General features: G+C 64.3%; 16 protein-coding genes, 1 other RNA gene and 1 pseudogene. 3 read left to right on the top strand and 15 right to left on the bottom strand.

Annotated elements, in window-relative coordinates:
- Positions 1-108 precede the first annotated feature (108 nt).
- The 6 genes from ACX1NL_RS03415 to ACX1NL_RS03390 all read right to left on the bottom strand — a co-directional run bounded on the left by ACX1NL_RS03415 (position 109) and on the right by ACX1NL_RS03390 (position 5,978).
- Positions 109-864, bottom strand: a complete 756-nt coding sequence (locus ACX1NL_RS03415; protein ID WP_458898608.1) for an iron ABC transporter ATP-binding protein — start codon at positions 862-864, stop codon at positions 109-111.
- Positions 861-1,874, bottom strand: a complete 1,014-nt coding sequence (locus ACX1NL_RS03410; protein ID WP_458898607.1) for an iron chelate uptake ABC transporter family permease subunit — start codon at positions 1,872-1,874, stop codon at positions 861-863. Before ACX1NL_RS03410 ends, ACX1NL_RS03415 begins: the two co-directional genes overlap by 4 nt.
- Positions 1,867-2,841 carry an ABC transporter permease gene (locus ACX1NL_RS03405; RefSeq protein WP_311390331.1) on the bottom strand — a complete coding sequence of 325 codons (975 nt, stop codon included), beginning with the start codon at positions 2,839-2,841 and terminating at the stop codon, positions 1,867-1,869. The genes ACX1NL_RS03410 and ACX1NL_RS03405 overlap by 8 nt, the downstream gene beginning before the upstream one ends.
- A gap of 10 nt (positions 2,842-2,851) precedes the next feature.
- Positions 2,852-3,889, bottom strand: a complete 1,038-nt coding sequence (locus ACX1NL_RS03400) for a siderophore ABC transporter substrate-binding protein (protein WP_458898606.1) — start codon at positions 3,887-3,889, stop codon at positions 2,852-2,854.
- Between the two features lie 86 nt (positions 3,890-3,975).
- Positions 3,976-5,196 carry an acetyl-CoA C-acetyltransferase gene (locus ACX1NL_RS03395; RefSeq protein WP_458898605.1) on the bottom strand — a complete coding sequence of 407 codons (1,221 nt, stop codon included), beginning with the start codon at positions 5,194-5,196 and terminating at the stop codon, positions 3,976-3,978.
- Positions 5,193-5,978 carry an IclR family transcriptional regulator domain-containing protein gene (locus tag ACX1NL_RS03390; protein ID WP_458898604.1) on the bottom strand — a complete coding sequence of 262 codons (786 nt, stop codon included), beginning with the start codon at positions 5,976-5,978 and terminating at the stop codon, positions 5,193-5,195. The genes ACX1NL_RS03395 and ACX1NL_RS03390 overlap by 4 nt, the downstream gene beginning before the upstream one ends.
- A gap of 75 nt (positions 5,979-6,053) precedes the next feature.
- Between ACX1NL_RS03390 and ACX1NL_RS03385 the strand changes: the two genes are divergently transcribed.
- Together ACX1NL_RS03385 and ACX1NL_RS03380 are read left to right on the top strand one after the other, a co-directional pair.
- On the top strand, positions 6,054-6,797 hold the full coding sequence (locus ACX1NL_RS03385) for a CoA transferase subunit A (protein WP_311390327.1): 744 nt from the start codon (positions 6,054-6,056) through the stop codon (positions 6,795-6,797).
- Entirely contained in the window at positions 6,797-7,435 is a 639-nt protein-coding gene (locus ACX1NL_RS03380) for a CoA transferase subunit B (RefSeq protein WP_181890015.1), read from the top strand. The genes ACX1NL_RS03385 and ACX1NL_RS03380 overlap by 1 nt, the downstream gene beginning before the upstream one ends.
- Positions 7,436-7,509: 74 nt before the next feature.
- Here ACX1NL_RS03380 and ACX1NL_RS03375 read toward each other — a convergent pair whose 3' ends face one another.
- From ACX1NL_RS03375 to ACX1NL_RS03365, 3 genes are all read right to left on the bottom strand, one after another.
- Positions 7,510-8,109 (bottom strand): META domain-containing protein, encoded by a 600-nt coding sequence (locus ACX1NL_RS03375; RefSeq protein WP_458898603.1) that lies wholly within the window; start codon positions 8,107-8,109, stop codon positions 7,510-7,512.
- Between the two features lie 171 nt (positions 8,110-8,280).
- Positions 8,281-8,838 carry an META domain-containing protein gene (locus tag ACX1NL_RS03370; protein WP_448231475.1) on the bottom strand — a complete coding sequence of 186 codons (558 nt, stop codon included), beginning with the start codon at positions 8,836-8,838 and terminating at the stop codon, positions 8,281-8,283.
- Positions 8,839-8,943: 105 nt separating this feature from the next.
- Positions 8,944-9,609 carry a hypothetical protein gene (locus tag ACX1NL_RS03365; RefSeq protein ID WP_458898602.1) on the bottom strand — a complete coding sequence of 222 codons (666 nt, stop codon included), beginning with the start codon at positions 9,607-9,609 and terminating at the stop codon, positions 8,944-8,946.
- 231 nt (positions 9,610-9,840) lie between these two features.
- Here ACX1NL_RS03365 and ACX1NL_RS03360 point away from each other — a divergent pair.
- Positions 9,841-10,907 (top strand): annotated as a pseudogene (locus ACX1NL_RS03360) (LLM class flavin-dependent oxidoreductase).
- Positions 10,908-11,028: 121 nt separating this feature from the next.
- Here the strand turns inward: ACX1NL_RS03360 and ACX1NL_RS03355 are convergent.
- The 6 genes from ACX1NL_RS03355 to ftsE all read right to left on the bottom strand — a co-directional run bounded on the left by ACX1NL_RS03355 (position 11,029) and on the right by ftsE (position 15,277).
- Positions 11,029-11,730, bottom strand: a complete 702-nt coding sequence (locus tag ACX1NL_RS03355) for a DUF3800 domain-containing protein (RefSeq protein ID WP_239307091.1) — start codon at positions 11,728-11,730, stop codon at positions 11,029-11,031.
- Positions 11,731-12,038: 308 nt separating this feature from the next.
- Positions 12,039-12,430: a transfer-messenger RNA gene (ssrA, locus tag ACX1NL_RS03350) on the bottom strand.
- A 64-nt stretch (positions 12,431-12,494) separates the two neighbouring features.
- Entirely contained in the window at positions 12,495-13,145 is a 651-nt protein-coding gene (locus tag ACX1NL_RS03345; protein WP_458898601.1) for an SDR family oxidoreductase, read from the bottom strand.
- Positions 13,146-13,165: 20 nt separating this feature from the next.
- Entirely contained in the window at positions 13,166-13,663 is a 498-nt protein-coding gene (gene smpB, locus ACX1NL_RS03340; RefSeq protein ID WP_063937186.1) for an SsrA-binding protein SmpB, read from the bottom strand.
- 16 nt (positions 13,664-13,679) lie between these two features.
- Entirely contained in the window at positions 13,680-14,582 is a 903-nt protein-coding gene (ftsX, locus tag ACX1NL_RS03335; protein ID WP_458898600.1) for a permease-like cell division protein FtsX, read from the bottom strand.
- 2 nt (positions 14,583-14,584) lie between these two features.
- The gene (ftsE, locus tag ACX1NL_RS03330) at positions 14,585-15,277 is read right to left on the bottom strand and encodes a cell division ATP-binding protein FtsE (protein ID WP_458898599.1); all 693 of its coding nucleotides are present in this window, start codon (positions 15,275-15,277) and stop codon (positions 14,585-14,587) included.
- Between the last annotated feature and the right edge of the window lie 129 nt (positions 15,278-15,406).

The raw sequence follows: 15,406 nt of genomic DNA, 5'->3' as shown, positions 1-15,406 counted from the left end.
CTATTCACTTAAACCATTCCCTCCAAGCGGCCGAACCGCTCGGAAGCAACGGATGGATATATAACCACGAAGCCAAAACGCACACAAATCAGCAGCGCAGCCGCCCTTTTAGTGGTACGCAGCAATCGGCCCATGCGGGCCATCGATCACTTGCACCGGGGTATTGAAGACCTCGGTGAGCAAGTCGTCGCGCATGATCTCCTCCACGGTGCCGAAGGCGAAGACCTGCCCGTCCTTCGCTGCGCAGATGTAGTCCGCGTAACGGGCCGCGAAGTTGATGTCGTGCAGCACGATCACGATGGTGCGGCCGAACTCGCGGGCCGCGGAGTGCAGGTGCTGCATCATTTCCACGGAGTGGGAGATGTCCAGGTTGTTCAGGGGCTCGTCGAGAAGCACGTAGTCCGTTTCCTGGCAAAGCACCATGGCGACGTATGCGCGCTGGCGCTGGCCGCCGGAAAGCTGGTCCAGGTAGCGGTGCTCGAGTTCGCGCAGGCCGAAGAAGTCGATGTAGCGGGAGATGATCTCCTCATCCGCCTCGGTCAGGCGTCCGCCCGAGTACGGGAAGCGGCCGAAGCCCACGAGCTGCCGCACGGTCAGGCGCGTGACAAAGTGGTTTTCCTGCCGCAGGATGGAGACCACTTTGGCCAGGTCCTTCGGGTTGGAGGAGGTAACGTCCATTTGCCCGATGTGCACGGAGCCGGAATCCAGCGCCAAGAGCCTGCCGATCATGGTCAGAAGCGTCGACTTGCCGGCGCCGTTCGGCCCCACCAACGCGGTGATGCCGCCCGCCGGGATTTGCAGCGAGACCGGCCCGATGGCGGTGTCGTCGCCGTAGGCCTTGCTCACCTCGTTGAGCTCGATCACAGTCTCCCCTTCCGTAGGACAACGATGAGGAACGTCAGGCCGCCGACCAGCTCGATGATGATGGAAACGACGCCCTGGGCGTAGAAGATGTGGTTCATGATGAAGTACGCGCCCGCCAGGATGCAGTAGCCGAGCAACGCCGCCATGGGGAACACGTAGCGGTGGTCGTAGGTGTCCGCGAACTGGTACGCAAGTGTGGCCACCAGGAACCCGAGGAAGGTCATCGGTCCGACCAGCGCGGTGGACACCGCCATCAGCACCGAGACCAGCACGAGGGTGTACACCGCGTGCTTCTTGTGGTTCACGCCCAAGTTCACGGCGACGTCGCGGCCCAGGCTGAGCACGTTGAGGCGTCGCGAGTTCATAAACATCAACCCGGCGGCCACCAGCACCAGCGGCACGGCCAGCGGGTAGTAGGCCGGGTCCGCGTTGTTCACGGAGCCGAACAGCCGGGCGGTGAGCAGGTCGAACTCGCTGGGCGTGAGCAGACGCTGCATGAACGTCGACACGCTGCCCAGTCCCCCGCCGAGCACGATGCCGACGAGCAGCATGGCGTGCATGTTCGGGTTGTCGCCGGCGAGCAGCCACGTGTACAGGATCAAACTCAGCCCCACCATGAGCACGAGCTGGACCACGAACACCTCCAGCGTGCGGGCGTTATTCAGACCCGCGGCGCCGAGGAAGTACACGGTTGAGGTGTGAATGGCCACGTACAGCGACTCGAACCCCATGATGGACGGGGTGATGATGCGGTTGTTGGTCACCGTCTGGAACGCCACTGTCGCCACGGCCTGGCAGACCGCCACCACCGCCATCGCAATGACGGAGTTCATGCGGCGCTCCGCGATCAGCCAGTAGCCGCGGGTGCCGAACTCCATGGGGTTTCCCCACGACAGCAGGCCTGCGGTGAACAGCAGCGCGGCCACCACCAGCGCGCCTACAACGAGCCAGTAGCGCCGTTTGCTTTTCGACGTTTGGAACGCCCCGACCTCGCGCATTACCTCACGCATTCCGGCTCCTCTTCACAATCAGGGCGATGAAGACGGCGGCGCCGACCACGCCGAGGATCACGGACACAGGCATCTCAAACGGGGCGATGACGATGCGGCCGAGCAGGTCGCACAGCGTGACCACGCCGATGCCGGTGAGGCAGACCCAGGGCAGGTTGGACCGGAGGTCGTCGCCACGCAGCATGCTCACGATGTTGGGGACGATGAGCCCGAGGAACGGCAGGTTACCCACGACAACCGTGACCACACCGGTGGCCACCGCGACGAGGCTGGTGCCCACGAGCACGATGCGGTTGTAGTTCAGGCCGATGTTGGTGGCGATGTCCTCGCCCAAGCCGGCGGCGGTGAGGCGGTCGGCGTAGAAGAACACGGCGACGACCACGAGCAGCACGACCCAGAGGATTTCGTACTGGCCGGCGATCACGCTGGTGAACGAGCCGGCGAACCAGACGCCGAGGGACTGCAGCAAATCAGTCTGCAGCGCGATGAAGGTGGACACGGCGCTGACCACGGCGCCGAGCATGATGCCGACGATGGGCACCACCAGGCTGGAGCGCAGTGTGACGCGCCGCAGGAACGCGAAAAACACCATGGTGCCGATGAAGGCGGCGCCGACGGCGAACAGCATGCGCGTCATCACGGAGCCGTCCGGGAACAGCAGAAACGACGCGAGCAGCCCCAGACCGGCCCACTCGGTGGTGCCGGTGGTGGTGGGTTCGACGAAGCGGTTCTGGGTGAGCATCTGCATGATCAGCCCGCTCATCGCCATCGCCGCACCGGCGAGCACCAGCGCGATCGTGCGCGGCACGCGGGTGGCGCGAAACATTTCCCAGCCGTCCTCGGTGCCCAGGATGTCGTACTGCCCCACCATCAGCGACGCGGCGAGGAGGGCTAGAACAAGGACGACACCCGCCCCGAGCTTCCAGTCCAGAAGCTTGGGGCGGGTGGTGGTCGTTGTATCAGTCATCGCAGACAGACTACTTGGCGGCCTCGAGCTGCTCGGAGATCTGGTTGAGGATCTCGGTGTAGGTGATGATGGACTCGTTGGTGTACGTGTCCGCCGGGGCGACGTAGACGTGGCCGTCCTTGACCGCGGTGACGTTCTTCAGCGGTGCGGAGTCGTTGATCACGGACAGCGCCTCCGGGGAGTCGGTAATGGACTTCACGCCTGCGTCGCGGTCCAGCACGAGCAGCCAGTCCGGGTTGGCGCTGGCGATGGCTTCGACGGAGATGTCGTCGCCCTGGTGGTCGTCGGAGGCGTTAGCCACCTCGAGCGCCGGGGTGAAGCCGATCAGGTCGAACAGCGGGCCCCACACGCGGCCCACGCCCGGGGCGACGTAGCCGATCTCGCCGCCGGAGACGTTCAGTGCCATAACCTTCTGCTCCGGGGCGTAGGCGTTGCGGGCGCGCTGGACAGCCTCGGTAAACTCCTGAACTGCCTGCTCTGCCTCGGCCTGCTTGCCAAAGACATCGCCCAGCTCCAGGGTCTGGCGGATCAGCTCGCGGTCGAACGGCTCGCCGTCGCGCGGCTCGAAGTCCAGCAGCGTGGCGTCCGGGACCAGCTTTTCAATGTCCTGGTCGAACTGCTCGAAGCGCTGACCGGAGACGATCACGTCCGGATCGGCGGCGACGATGGCCTCCAGGTTGGGCTCGCGGTGGTTGCCGATGTCGATGATGTCCTCGTCGTCCGCGATCCCAGGAATCGAGTTGGGCACAAGCTGACGCGCCGCGGCGACCGGCTTAATGCCCCAGGAATCCAGCAGCTCGAAGGAGCGGTTGTCCAGGGCGACCACGCGCTTCGGCGGGCTGGGCACCGTCTTCTCGCCGTAGTTGTCGGTGACGGTCACGGTGCCGTCGGAAGCAACATTGCTTGTCGACGCCCCTTCGGTCGCCGCCGTTTCCGAACCAGCGGCGGCATCCGTGCCGGTTTCAGTCTCAGAGGTGGAGCATGCGCCCAGTGTGAGGGCGCCGGCGGCCGCGAGGGCGATGAGAGAGGTACGCGAGAAACGGGTCACGGTCGTCCTTCCGTTCAGTTCATAAGGTAAGGGTTACCTGACCCACCTTAGGCTAACCAAACTTCGGCGCCAAACCCGGCCCTCCCCTAGGCCCTCTCGATCACCGCAGCAAGGCCCTGACCACCGCCGATGCACATGGTCACCAGCGCGCGCTTGGCGTCGGTGCGGCGCATCCGGTGCGCGGCGGTGACCACCATGCGCGCACCGGTCGCGCCCACCGGATGACCCAGCGAGATGCCGGAGCCCACCGGGTTCACGCGCGGATCGTCCTCGGAGATCCCCCACGCGTCCAGCACTGCGAGAGCCTGGGCGGCGAACGCCTCGTTCAGCTCGATCAGGTCGATGTCGTCGAAGGTCAGGCCAAGGCGGTCGAAGACCTTCTTCGTGGCGTCGACAGGCCCGATGCCCATAGTCTCCGGCGCCACGCCCGCCACTGCCCAGCCGCGCAGCACGGCGTAGGGGTCCAGGCCCAGCTCCTCAGCCTTGGCGCGGGTGGTCACGATCATCGCGGCGGCGCCGTCGTTTTGGCCGGAGGCGTTGCCGGCGGTCACCGTGGCACCCTCCAGGGACTTGCCCATCACCGGCCGCAGCTTGGCCAGCGACTCCTCGGAGGTGCCGGGGCGGATGTGCTCGTCCTTGTCCACCACCACCGGGTCGCCCTTGCGCTGCGGCACCGACACCGGCACGATCTCCGCGTCAAAATCGCCGGCCTCCTGCGCCGCCGCCGCGCGCGCGTGCGACGCCACCGCCAGCTTGTCCTGGCGTCCGCGCTCGATGGAGTACTCCTCGCGCAGGTTCTCCGCGGTCTCAATCATTCCGCCCGGGATCGGGTGGTGCTTGCCGCCCGCCTGCTCGCGGCCTTCCTGCAGGCGGTCCTTCAGCTCCATGGTTCCGCCCTTCGCGCCCCAGCGGATCTTGCCGTCCACGGTGTACTCGGTGTTGGACATGGATTCCGCGCCACCGGCGACAATCAGGTCGGCGGCACCGGCGGCTACGTGCGCCGCGGCGGTGGCGATCGCTTGCAGCCCGGAGCCGCAGCGGCGGTCCAGCTGCATGCCGGGCACTTCCACGCCCAGTTCAGCGTCGAGACCGACGACGCGCCCCAGCGCGGGTGCGGCGCCGTTGGGCGAGGCCTGGCCAAGGATGATGTCGTCAATCACCTCGCCGGAGATCCCGGCATCCTCGATCACGGCCTTGACCACGGTCGCGGCCAGCTCCTGTACCGGCACGCCGACGAACGCGCCGCCGTAGCGCCCGACTGCGGTGCGCTTGGGGTTGCAGATGACAATATCGTTCGGGTCGCTCATGATTTCTCCTTCAGAGTGGTTGTGTGCAGGTCGCGCTCGATCGCGCTCGCCGTCGCCTGCAGCGGGGGCAGCAGCTTATCGACGACCTCCCGGTGCCCCACGGCCCCTGCATGGGCCGACACGTTCACCGAGGCGACGGCCCTGCCGTCGCTGCCGCGGACCGGGCACGCCACGGAACGCAGGCCCAGTTCGAGTTCTTGGTCGACGATGCAGTAGCCCTGCCTTTGGACGTCGATAAGCAAGTGCCTGAGCGCATCCTCACTGGTGACCGTCTCAGGAGTGATGGGCTCGAGTGCGGTGTCGGCCAGATAGGCGTCCAACTGCGCGGACGGGAGGTCGGCGAGCAGCACGCGGCCCATCGACGTCGCGTAAGCGGGAAAACGCGTGCCGATGGTGATGTTGACGCTCATGATGCGATCCGCGGCGGCGCGGGCGACGTAGACGACGTCGGAGCCGTCGAGGACGGTGAGGGAGCTCGATTCGTTGAGCGTGCGCGACAGACCATCCAAATGTGGCTGCGCGATCGCCGGAAGCCCCAGGCTGGACAGGTACGAGAAGCCCAGCTCGAGAGTTTTCGGGGTGAGCCAGAAAACCGTGCCGTCGCTGGAGGCGTACCCCTCCGCAACGAGCGTGTGTAGGAACCGGCGCACCGTCGCACGCGGAAGGCCTGTGGATTCTGCGACCTGGGCAAGCGTTTGGCGCGGGCGGGCACCGCTGAACGCGCGGATGACCGCCAGGCCCCTGGAGAGGCTTTGCACGAGTTGCACGTCACTACCAGACATGGGTGTGATCCTAGCCGATGGAGGTTCGCTTTGTGAACCCTTGTGCAGTAACCGAACAACAGTTACCATGCACACATGATTAACAAGGTGGTTTCTACAGCGGAGGAGGCGGTCGCCGACATTCCGGACGGCGCCTCCATCGCCGTGGGCGGCTTCGGCCTGGTGGGCATCCCCGCACGGCTCATCGACGCCCTGCGCGCCCAAGGCGCCGGCGATCTCACGATCATTTCCAACAACCTGGGCACCGACGGCTTCGGCCTCGGCCTGCTGCTGGCGGACAAGCGCATCTCCCGCTCCATCGGCTCCTACCTGGGCACAAACAAGGAGTACGCGCGCCAGTACCTGGAGGGCGAACTGACCGTGGAGTTCACCCCGCAGGGCACCCTGGCCGAGCGCATGCGCGCCGGCGGCGCGGGCATCCCGGCGTTCTACACCAAGGCTGGCGTGGGCACCCCGCTGGCCACCGGCGAAATCCCCACCCGCTACAACCCGGACGGCACCATCGCCGAGTACTCCCGCCCGAAGGAACTGCGCGAGTTCAACGGCGAGCAGTACGTCATGGAAACCGCGCTAACCCCGGACTTCGCCTTCGTGCACGCACACAAGGCGGACCGCTTTGGCAACCTCGTCTTCTCCAAGACCGCGCAGAACTTCAACCCGGACGCGGCCGTGGCCGGCAAGATCACCATCGTGCAGGCGGAGGAAGTGGTGGACGAGATCCCCGCGGCCGAGGTGAACCTGCCCGGCATCTACGTCGACCGCGTTGTCGAGGTCGGCCCGCAGGAGACCGGAATCGAATTTAGGACGGTGAGCGAATAATGGCTTGGACCAGGCAAGAAATGGCCGCGCGTGCAGCCCAGGAGCTGGAAAACGGCCAGTACGTCAACCTGGGTATCGGCATGCCCACCCTCATCCCGGGCTACCTGCCCAAGGACGTGGAGGTGGTGCTCCACTCCGAAAACGGCATCCTCGGCGTGGGCCCCTACCCCACCGACGACGCCGTCGACCCGGAGCTGATTAACGCCGGCAAGGAAACCATCACGGTGGCGCCGGGCGGGTCCTTCTTCGGCTCCTCGACGTCGTTTGGCATGATCCGCTCCCGCGCCATCGACGTCGCCGTGCTCGGCGCCATGGAGGTCTCCCAGTACGGCGACCTGGCCAACTGGATGATCCCGGGCAAGATGGTCAAGGGCATGGGCGGCGCGATGGACCTGGTGCACGGCGCCAAGAAGGTCATCCTGCTCATGGAGCACACCACCAAGAAGGGCGCCTCCAAGGTCCTGCCGGAGTGCCGCCTGCCGCTGACGGGCGCGAAGTGCGTGGACCAGATCATCACCAACCTGGCCGTGTTCACTGTGGACGAGAAGCAGGGCTTGACCCTGACAGAGGTTGCCCCGGGCGAGACGGTGGAGTCTGTCCGCGAAGCCACCGAAGCCCCGTTCGAGGTGGCCGTGTAAGGCGCGCCCTTAGGACAGCGCAAAGCCCCAGACCGCCGTTGCGGCCTGGGGCTTTCGCGTTACTCGGGCAGAAATTACTGGTAGTCGCGGCCGTGCATCTTTTGGAGCTCAATGCCGTGGCCCTGGCCCGACAGGAACAGGGTGGATGCGTCGAGCTGGAACAGCTGCGGGTTGGACTGCAGGACCATCTTCAGGTCGTCGGCGTCCTTCTGCGCACCCGGCTCGCAGGCCATCTTGGTCTCGGTGAAGTCGCTGAGGTGCAGCGCGCCGGTGTTGTCGATCTGGTACTTGGCGGTGCCGGAGTTGCAGCCGTCGTTCAAGTGGAGCACACCGTTCTCACGGAAGTCCAGGGTGATGGCGGAGTTCTTTTTTGCCTGCAGTGTGGTGTCCAGCGCGGCGGTGAGGCGATCATCCGTGAGATGGTCTGCCTCTTCCGGGATCTGCTGGATCAACTCGGAGCCAGCCGGGTTCTCCGGTGCCGGCGCCGGGGCCGGTGCTGGGTTCCCGCCGAGGTCGCCGAACAGGTTCGAGCTCATCTGCACGAACTGGTCGATGCTGGAGGCCTCGTTCTGCTCCTGGGCGTCGGCAGTTCCGACGCCCAAGAGGCCGCCGGTGAGCGCGACGGCTGCGGTCGCTGTGGACAATTTCCTTAGGGTCTTGGTTGAAGTAACCATGGCCCACACGCTACCGAGCGCTTCCAGACGAACAAGGGGCTCAAAGGAACTTCAACGCAACTCCAAACTTGTGTTGACCCACCGCATAGATTTGACACACCCAATGGTTGCGCCAAGAAAACCAAAAACCCGCTGCTCAGGTGGGAGCAGCGGGGGCGCAAGTGGCGTCGACTAGTTTGCAGCAACCTTGGAGAATTCGATGGCCTTGCCCTGGGCCGCGAGCGCGATGGTCTCGTCGTCGAAGCGGTACACCGACGGGTTCGAACGCAGAATCGACTTCAGTTCGTCCGCCTTGTTCATTTTGGTCGGGTCGCACAGGCGCTGCGTCTCGGCGATGGTCCCAACCCTCACGGCACCGGTGCCGTCGATGGAGTACCCGGCGCTGCCGGCATTGCAGCCGTCGAAAAAGGACAGCTTGCCGTCCGGTCCGAAAGTGACCGTCATCGAAGCGTCGCCCTTCACCGGAAGCGGCCCCTGCAGAGCAGCCTTCGCCTTCTCTGCCGGCAACGGCTTCACGCCCTCCGGCAGGTTCTTCAACAGCATGTGGGAGCCACCCTTGTTAATCACTGAGCCGCTAAAGGCAGACCACCCCATCTGTGTCCAGCCCTCGATGTCGGCCGGGCCGTTGGAAGACATCTGCGCATTAGCGGTGCCTACGCCGAAAAAGCCGCCGGCGAGGGCGGCGAGAGCAGTTGCTGCGGACAACGTCTTTACAGTCTTGGAGGTCATGCACGCCAACCTACCTGGCTTTTCGCGGCACTCAAGGACTTCTACGAAGCTTTTACGCAACCTGGACGCTGCTTTAACTCAACGGCCAGCGAGCGCTAGGGCGGCTTAGAAAAACACCACTTCGTCGCGCTCCAGCCACGCTCCCCTGCCGCTTTCAGAGTCCCAACAGGTCACCCCGTTTTCCTCCACCGCACACACGAACGGTCCGTGGTTGACCACTTCGCCGTACTGCACGACCTCCGCGGATTCGCTGCCCGCGGGCCACACGGAGTCGTCGTAAAGCGGTGGCTCAGTTTGCTCGCGCGGGTAGCCACCGAGGATCTCCATCATCCATCGCGGCGTTCCTAGCTCACCGATGCCGAATTGCTCGCTTTCCATGAAGGACTTCACGCCGCAGTCGAACATCGGCTCGTCCGCTAGGTTCATCATGCAGCCGATGTTGCCGGACGGGGTGACAAACAGCGCGTTCTGCACGGGACTATCGCCGATGCTCTTGATCGTCCGGATCGGCCGCGCGTTGTCCGGGACGGGGCCGCCGGCGCCCGGGTACGCCAGCGGGGCGTCGGGGATGCCGCTTTGCCTATCGACGTGCTCCGCCTCCCCCGCCGCATCCTGCTTTGCCTGCTTCGTCGGCTCTTCCTCTGCTTTTGGTGCCTCGGTCGCCTCCGGCGCTTCCACGGTTTCGGTCACCGTCACCTGCTCCGGCGCGCCGCTGCAGCCCGCGACCAGGAAGGTCGTGGCAGTAAGGGCTGCGATGGCGTTGCGGTTCATGCCACCGGAGGCTAAGGCCCAATTATTCGGTGCCGATTTGCACAGGCGTAAGAGTTCCTGTCGGCCTCCATCCTGCAAACCCCGAGTAAGCCCTCCCGAGTATGCGCGATTTTGGGCCGTAATAGGGGTCCTTCGCTCGGGGTTTGTGATGCGGTCTGCCTGAGACCGTGACAATCTGCGGGTGAGGTACTACCCTGATTGTTGATACGTCACCAAAAGGAGTGTTTACCAATGAAGGCATTCGGTTTCTTGAGCTTCGGGCACTACGCCTTCGGCGGCCAGCGCGGCCCGTCCGCAGAGAAGATCGCCAAGATCCACCTGGAAATCGCCCAGGCCGCCGACGAGATCGGCGTGAACAACGCGTCCTTCCGCGTCCACCACTTCGTGCCGCAGGCCTCCGCCCCAATGCCGCTGCTCGGCGCTGTCGCAGCCACCACCAAACACATCGAGGTGGGCACCGGCGTGATCGACATGCGCTACGAAAACCCGCTCTACCTCGCCGAAGAGGCCGCCTCGCTGTACCAGCTCTCCGGCGGCCGCGTGGCCCTGGGCGTCTCCCGCGGCGCCCCCGAAGTTGCAGAACGCGGCTGGGAGGCCTTCGGCTACAAGGGCAAACCCCCAACGGCGCGGACGTGGCGCGCGCACACCTGGAGACCTTCATGGCCGCGGTGGACGGCAACGGCTTCGCCACCGCAGCGCCTCTGGACCGCCAGTACCCGAACATGTTCCAGCCCGGCTCCGCCCTGCCGGTCTTCCCCATGGCGCCCGAGCTGCGCAAGCACATCTTCTACGGCTCCGGCACCCACACTTCGGCCGAGCAAACCGCCAAGGACGGGCTGAACCTGATGTCGTCCACCCTGGTCTCTGAGACCACCGCCGAGACCCTGGGCGAAATCCAGGCGGACCAGATCAGCCGCTACCGCGCCGCATGGAAGGGAGCGGGTCACGACTGGACCCCGCGCGTGTCCGTGTCCCGCTCCATCTTCCCCATCGTCGACGGCGCCGATATGCAGATGTTTGGCATGCAGGCCTCCGGCTCCGACCAAGTTGGGATGCTGCCTGACGTGGGCGCTTCCACCTTTGGCCGCACCTACGCCGCCGAGCCGGACAAGCTCATCGAGCAGCTCAAGGCCGACCCGGCCGTCATGGCCGCCGACACCCTGCTGATCACCATCCCCACCGGCATGGGCGTGGACGTCAACGTGAAGATCCTGGAAAACTTCGCCACCCACGTCGCCCCCGCGCTGGGCTGGCAGCCGAACACCGAGGGCCCGGTCACCGGTTACCCGATCGACTAAGTGGCCAACACAGAAAGCGAATTAGCCGGTTGACCGTGCGCTTACACACAGTTAGATTGGAAGCACGACGAGCCGGATACCGGAGCGTTGTCGCCTGGAGCCGCGTAGGCTCCAGAGCTTTTTAAGGCAACCACTTTCGCTGATGCACCACTGCGTCACCGAGCGATTTAACCAGCCTTCTGGCTGCTTTCTGAGCTGATGCCGAAGCACCCGTTTCTTCTCGGTGCCGACGGAGTATGTAGACGCACATATCGGCGGATTGAACTCCTCTACTGTGACGAGAATCGACAAATTCAATGTCACCGTCAATCGCATGCAGTTTCTGACCGAGAAAACCTGGAGTTGCGACGCGTGTAAAACCTTGAATCGCTTCGTTAAAGTCTTCCTGCTGCGGCACCATATCGGCGATCACCTTGCACTTTTCGCCCTGCAGGACGCAGTACTCATTGACGCGCTCCAGCGTGTGCCGAAGAGCAACCTCGTGAGGACTATCGGGGTATTTGTAGCGTGCATTGAGTCGAGCTACGTCCACCCCTTCTAGATAGACCCTCGCTCCAGAATTTCGAACCGCGTGCATCACCTTCTGATAGATCGAAATAGAAGCACCAAACTTGCCGTGTAAATCCTTCCAGTCATCCAAGCCGTTCATTAACGCATGCCCGTGGAACTCCGGAGAGGTTTCCCACCCATTTCGAATCCGAAGATTCTCCCCGAGCTCGTCTAATCGACTCTCAAGAGCTTCACTCTGCTCTTCGTCGAGGAGCACCCCAGCCACATAGTAGTGGTCATGCTGGTAAGACTCGTCAATAAAAAGGCGGAACATCTCTGAGACCCCCCGATCGTTAGACAGTCAAGACCCTGACTTGGGTCTATTTAACCGTTACTTGCGAGAGCATAAAGTAGCTAACCAACAAGAAACCCGCTGACCGTGTTGTGGCCAGCGGGTTTCCTGCTTTTCGGTGGAGCCGCGATATCGGCCGTTCCGGTGACAGCGAGCACCTTAAATTAATTTTTTGACACTGGTGAACTTAGCCGTGGCGAGGTTGTTCGGAAATTCCGAAAGGTGCCAGGTCACGCAGGGTAGCCACGAAAAGAAAAAGCGGACGTTCTACCTTGTAAAACGTCCGCTTTCGGTGGAGCCGCCGGGAATTGAACCCGGGTCCTTCATCACCGCGCCAGGGCTTCTCCGTGCGCAGTTCGCACGTTGTCTCTCATCGACCCTCCGGATCAGGCGAACATGTCCGGATGACGGGCCCAGTCAGTGAAAGGTGTCCCTTCCAAGGCCCCACTGACAGAGCCGGAAGGCAAGTCCCCTGAGTCGACGCCAGGTACCGGGTCGGGGACATCCCCGGCCTGACGGACACGCAGGTCGCTGAACCTTTCTATTTAGGCAGCGAGGGCGTAGTCACGCTGAGAGTTCTTCTCTGCGTTTATTAGTTACAGCGACGCTTACGGTGGTCTCCTGCCTGCACCGGCACGCTTCCCCTGGCTAAGTAGATGAAGTCGAAACCAGAATCGACCCCTTCAACTACGAAGAAACGTAGGAGATGGAACTTTACCGCACGCGCCCAAGATGCACAAGAGGCTTTACGACGTAAACGCCGGACGCACCCGGAGAAACTCCACGACGGCGTCCGGGCCGGCGTCGACGGCGAGGCGCGCGGCCTTGGCTACCTCGTCGGCCGCCATCTTGGGCTGGTCGTTGCTGCCGGCGAGCATGTCGGTGTCGGTGCGCCCCGGGTGCAGGGAGGTCACGCGCACCTTGCCGGCCTCCTCCTGCGCCAGGGATTCGGTGAAGCCGCGCAGGGCGAATTTGGACGCGCAGTAGGCGGAGTTTTCGGCCATGCCGTGGAACCCTGCGCCGGAGTTGATGGCGATGATGAGGCCGGAGGATCGTCGCAAGGCAGGAAGCAGCGCGCGGGTGAGCGTGACGGGGGCGAAGAGGTTGACCTCCATCATCTCGCGCCACTTGTCGTCGGTGAGCTCTTGAAGCGGGCCGCCGTCCATCACGCCGGCAGCGAGGACGAGCACGTCCAGCTCCTCGATCTTGGAGGCCGCCTCCAAGATGGCGTCGGTGTCGGTGAGGTCCGCCTCGAACGGCTCGGCGCTGGGCAGGGCCGAGACGATGCCGGAGGCGTCCTTCGACGCGCCGGCGTAGATGTGGTGGTCCTTGCCCAGGTCCTCAGCGATGGCGCGGCCGATGCCGCGGGATGCTCCAGTAATCAGTGCCTTCTTCATAGGCACCCACCGTAGCGAAATTAGGCCTTGATGCCCTTGAGCTTGCGGCCCAGATCGCGGGTGATCTCGCGGTCCTCGGTGCGGCGCTTGATGTCGCGGCGCTTGTCGTAGTCCTGCTTACCCTGCGCAAGGCCCAGCTCGACCTTCGCGCGGCCGTCCTTGAGGTACAGCGAAAGCGGGATCAGGGTGCGGTTGCCGTCGCGGACCTTGCCCTCCAGCGAGTCGATCTCCCGGCGGTGCAAAAGCAGCTTGCGGGTGCGGCGCGGCGGGTGGTTGGTCCAGTGGCCGCGGGAATACTCCGGGATGTGCATGTTGCGCAGCCAGACCTCGCCGTTGTCGATGGTGGCGAACGCCTCCACCAGCGAGACCTTGCCCTCGCGCAGCGCCTTAATTTCGGTGCCCTGCAGCACCAGGCCGCATTCCCAGGTGTCCAAGATGTGGTAGTCATGGCGAGCTTTCCGGTTGGTGGCAAGCACACCGGTGTTGGAAAGCTTCTGCTTCTTGTTCTTCTTGGACATAAGAGCGCCAAGTGTACTACTTGCGCACGTAAGAGCGAAGCGCCACCTGCGCGGCCAGCCCGCCGAGCGCCATGGCAACCAGGCCCACCAGCGGCATGACCGCCCACACGGTGCTGTCCGGCACGCGCGCGATGAGCTGGTTGGCGTAGAGGTCCCCCAGCAGCGGGTCCACGATGAGCTGCTTGCCGGCCCATACGCCGACGGTGGCCAGCACCGCGCCGATGAGCACGGACAGCACCGCCTCCAACACGAACGGCGCCTGGGTGAACCAGCGCGAGGCGCCCACCATGCGCATGATGCCGATCTGCTCGCGGCGGTTGTACGCCGCCAGCTGCACCATGTTGGAAATCAGGAACACCGCGGCCAGCGCCTGGGCTGCCGCCACAGCGAACGCGACGTTGCGGAACGTGTTCAGGGTCCCGGCGGCGGAGCGCACCGTGTCCGCCTGGTCGGAGATGACCTCCACCTGGTCCATGTCGCGGATCTTGTCCAGCGGCGAGGTGTCGGTCGGGTCCGCCAGGCGCACGTGCAGCGCCGCCGGCAGTGCATCCGGGGCGGTCTCGCGCACCAGCTCCGGCTCGGATTCCTGGAACAGTTCCTTGAATCGCTCGTAGGACTGTTCGCGGGAGCGGAAGGTCACCTGCTCCACGCGGTCATCCGCCTGCAGGGTGTCGCGCACCTGCTTGCAGCGGTCCGAGGAACAATCCTGGTCGTTAGCGGAGATGTCCTCGTCCAGCTCCACCATCACCTCGACGCGGTCCAGGTACAGGTCCTTCGTCTGCGTGGTGGCCTTGGAAATCAGCACGCCGGTGCCCACCAGCACCAGCGACAGCGCGGTGGTGATGATCAGCGCGATGGTCATGGTGAGGTTGCGGCCCAGGCCTTTGACACCCTCACGGAAAATAAACTCCCAGTTCACGGCTACCTCCTCACGTCCCCGTACACGCCGTTTTCCTCGTCGCGCACGATCTTGCCTAGCTGCAGCTCCACTACGCGCTTGCGCATCTCGTCCACCGCTCGCGCGTTGTGCGTGGACATGACCACGGTGGTTCCCATGCGGTTAATGCGTGCGAGCAGGGCCATGATTTCGTCGGCGGTGCCGGGGTCGAGGTTGCCCGTTGGTTCGTCGCAAAGCATGAGCTTTGGCTTATCGACGAAAGCTCTCGCAATAGCCACGCGCTGCTGCTCACCACCAGACAGCTCCCGCGGCATGCGGTTGGCTTTGGCGCCGAGGCCGACGAGCTCGAGGGCGTCGGGGACGAGTTTGGCGATGCGGTTTCTCGGCTTGCCGATGACCTCGAGCGCGAACGCGACGTTGTCGTAGACGCTCAAGTTCGGCAGCAGGCGGAAGTCCTGGAACACGTAGCCGATGGACTGGCGCAGCTTGTTCACCTGCTTGCCGCCCAGGGCGTTGACGTGGAAGTCGTTGAAGAAGATGTCGCCCGAGGAGACGTTTTCCTCGCGGATCAAAAGCTGCAGGAAGGTGGACTTGCCGGAGCCGGACGCGCCGATGAGGAACACGAACTCGCCGTCGGGGATGTCGAGCGTGACGTCGTCGAGCGCGGGGCGCGTGGACGTCGGGTACGCCTTGGTCACATGGTCGAATCGGATCACGCGACACACCTTACCTGTTACCAGTGTGACTGTAGTGGTGGTTGGCGGCGGGCCGGCAGACGAGGACGCGCGCCCCAAGACACATCGCGGCGGAATCTGTCAGACGGACCCCATCGCCCCAGGTCGATG

The organism is Corynebacterium sp. CQ3829_602738 (assembly GCF_054478435.1).
Note: the sequence above shows the minus strand (reverse complement) of the source record. Positions and strands in the feature narration are given on the sequence as shown.

Excerpts from the sequence above, each read along its gene's own strand:
- ACX1NL_RS03345 (WP_458898601.1), bottom strand. The coding sequence starts at position 13,145 with ATGAAGAAGGCACTGATTACTGGAGCATCCCGCGGCATCGGCCGCGCC.
- ACX1NL_RS03395 (WP_458898605.1), bottom strand. The coding sequence starts at position 5,196 with ATGAGCGACCCGAACGATATTGTCATCTGCAACCCCAAGCGCACCGCA.
- ACX1NL_RS03410 (WP_458898607.1), bottom strand. The coding sequence starts at position 1,874 with ATGCGTGAGGTAATGCGCGAGGTCGGGGCGTTCCAAACGTCGAAAAGC.
- ACX1NL_RS03365 (WP_458898602.1), bottom strand. The coding sequence starts at position 9,609 with ATGAACCGCAACGCCATCGCAGCCCTTACTGCCACGACCTTCCTGGTC.
- ACX1NL_RS03355 (WP_239307091.1), bottom strand. The coding sequence starts at position 11,730 with ATGTTCCGCCTTTTTATTGACGAGTCTTACCAGCATGACCACTACTAT.
- ACX1NL_RS03380 (WP_181890015.1), top strand. The coding sequence starts at position 6,797 with ATGGCTTGGACCAGGCAAGAAATGGCCGCGCGTGCAGCCCAGGAGCTG.
- ACX1NL_RS03390 (WP_458898604.1), bottom strand. The coding sequence starts at position 5,978 with ATGTCTGGTAGTGACGTGCAACTCGTGCAAAGCCTCTCCAGGGGCCTG.
- ACX1NL_RS03375 (WP_458898603.1), bottom strand. The coding sequence starts at position 8,109 with ATGGTTACTTCAACCAAGACCCTAAGGAAATTGTCCACAGCGACCGCA.
- ACX1NL_RS03385 (WP_311390327.1), top strand. The coding sequence starts at position 6,054 with ATGATTAACAAGGTGGTTTCTACAGCGGAGGAGGCGGTCGCCGACATT.
- ACX1NL_RS03370 (WP_448231475.1), bottom strand. The coding sequence starts at position 8,838 with ATGACCTCCAAGACTGTAAAGACGTTGTCCGCAGCAACTGCTCTCGCC.
- ACX1NL_RS03405 (WP_311390331.1), bottom strand. The coding sequence starts at position 2,841 with ATGACTGATACAACGACCACCACCCGCCCCAAGCTTCTGGACTGGAAG.
- smpB (WP_063937186.1), bottom strand. The coding sequence starts at position 13,663 with ATGTCCAAGAAGAACAAGAAGCAGAAGCTTTCCAACACCGGTGTGCTT.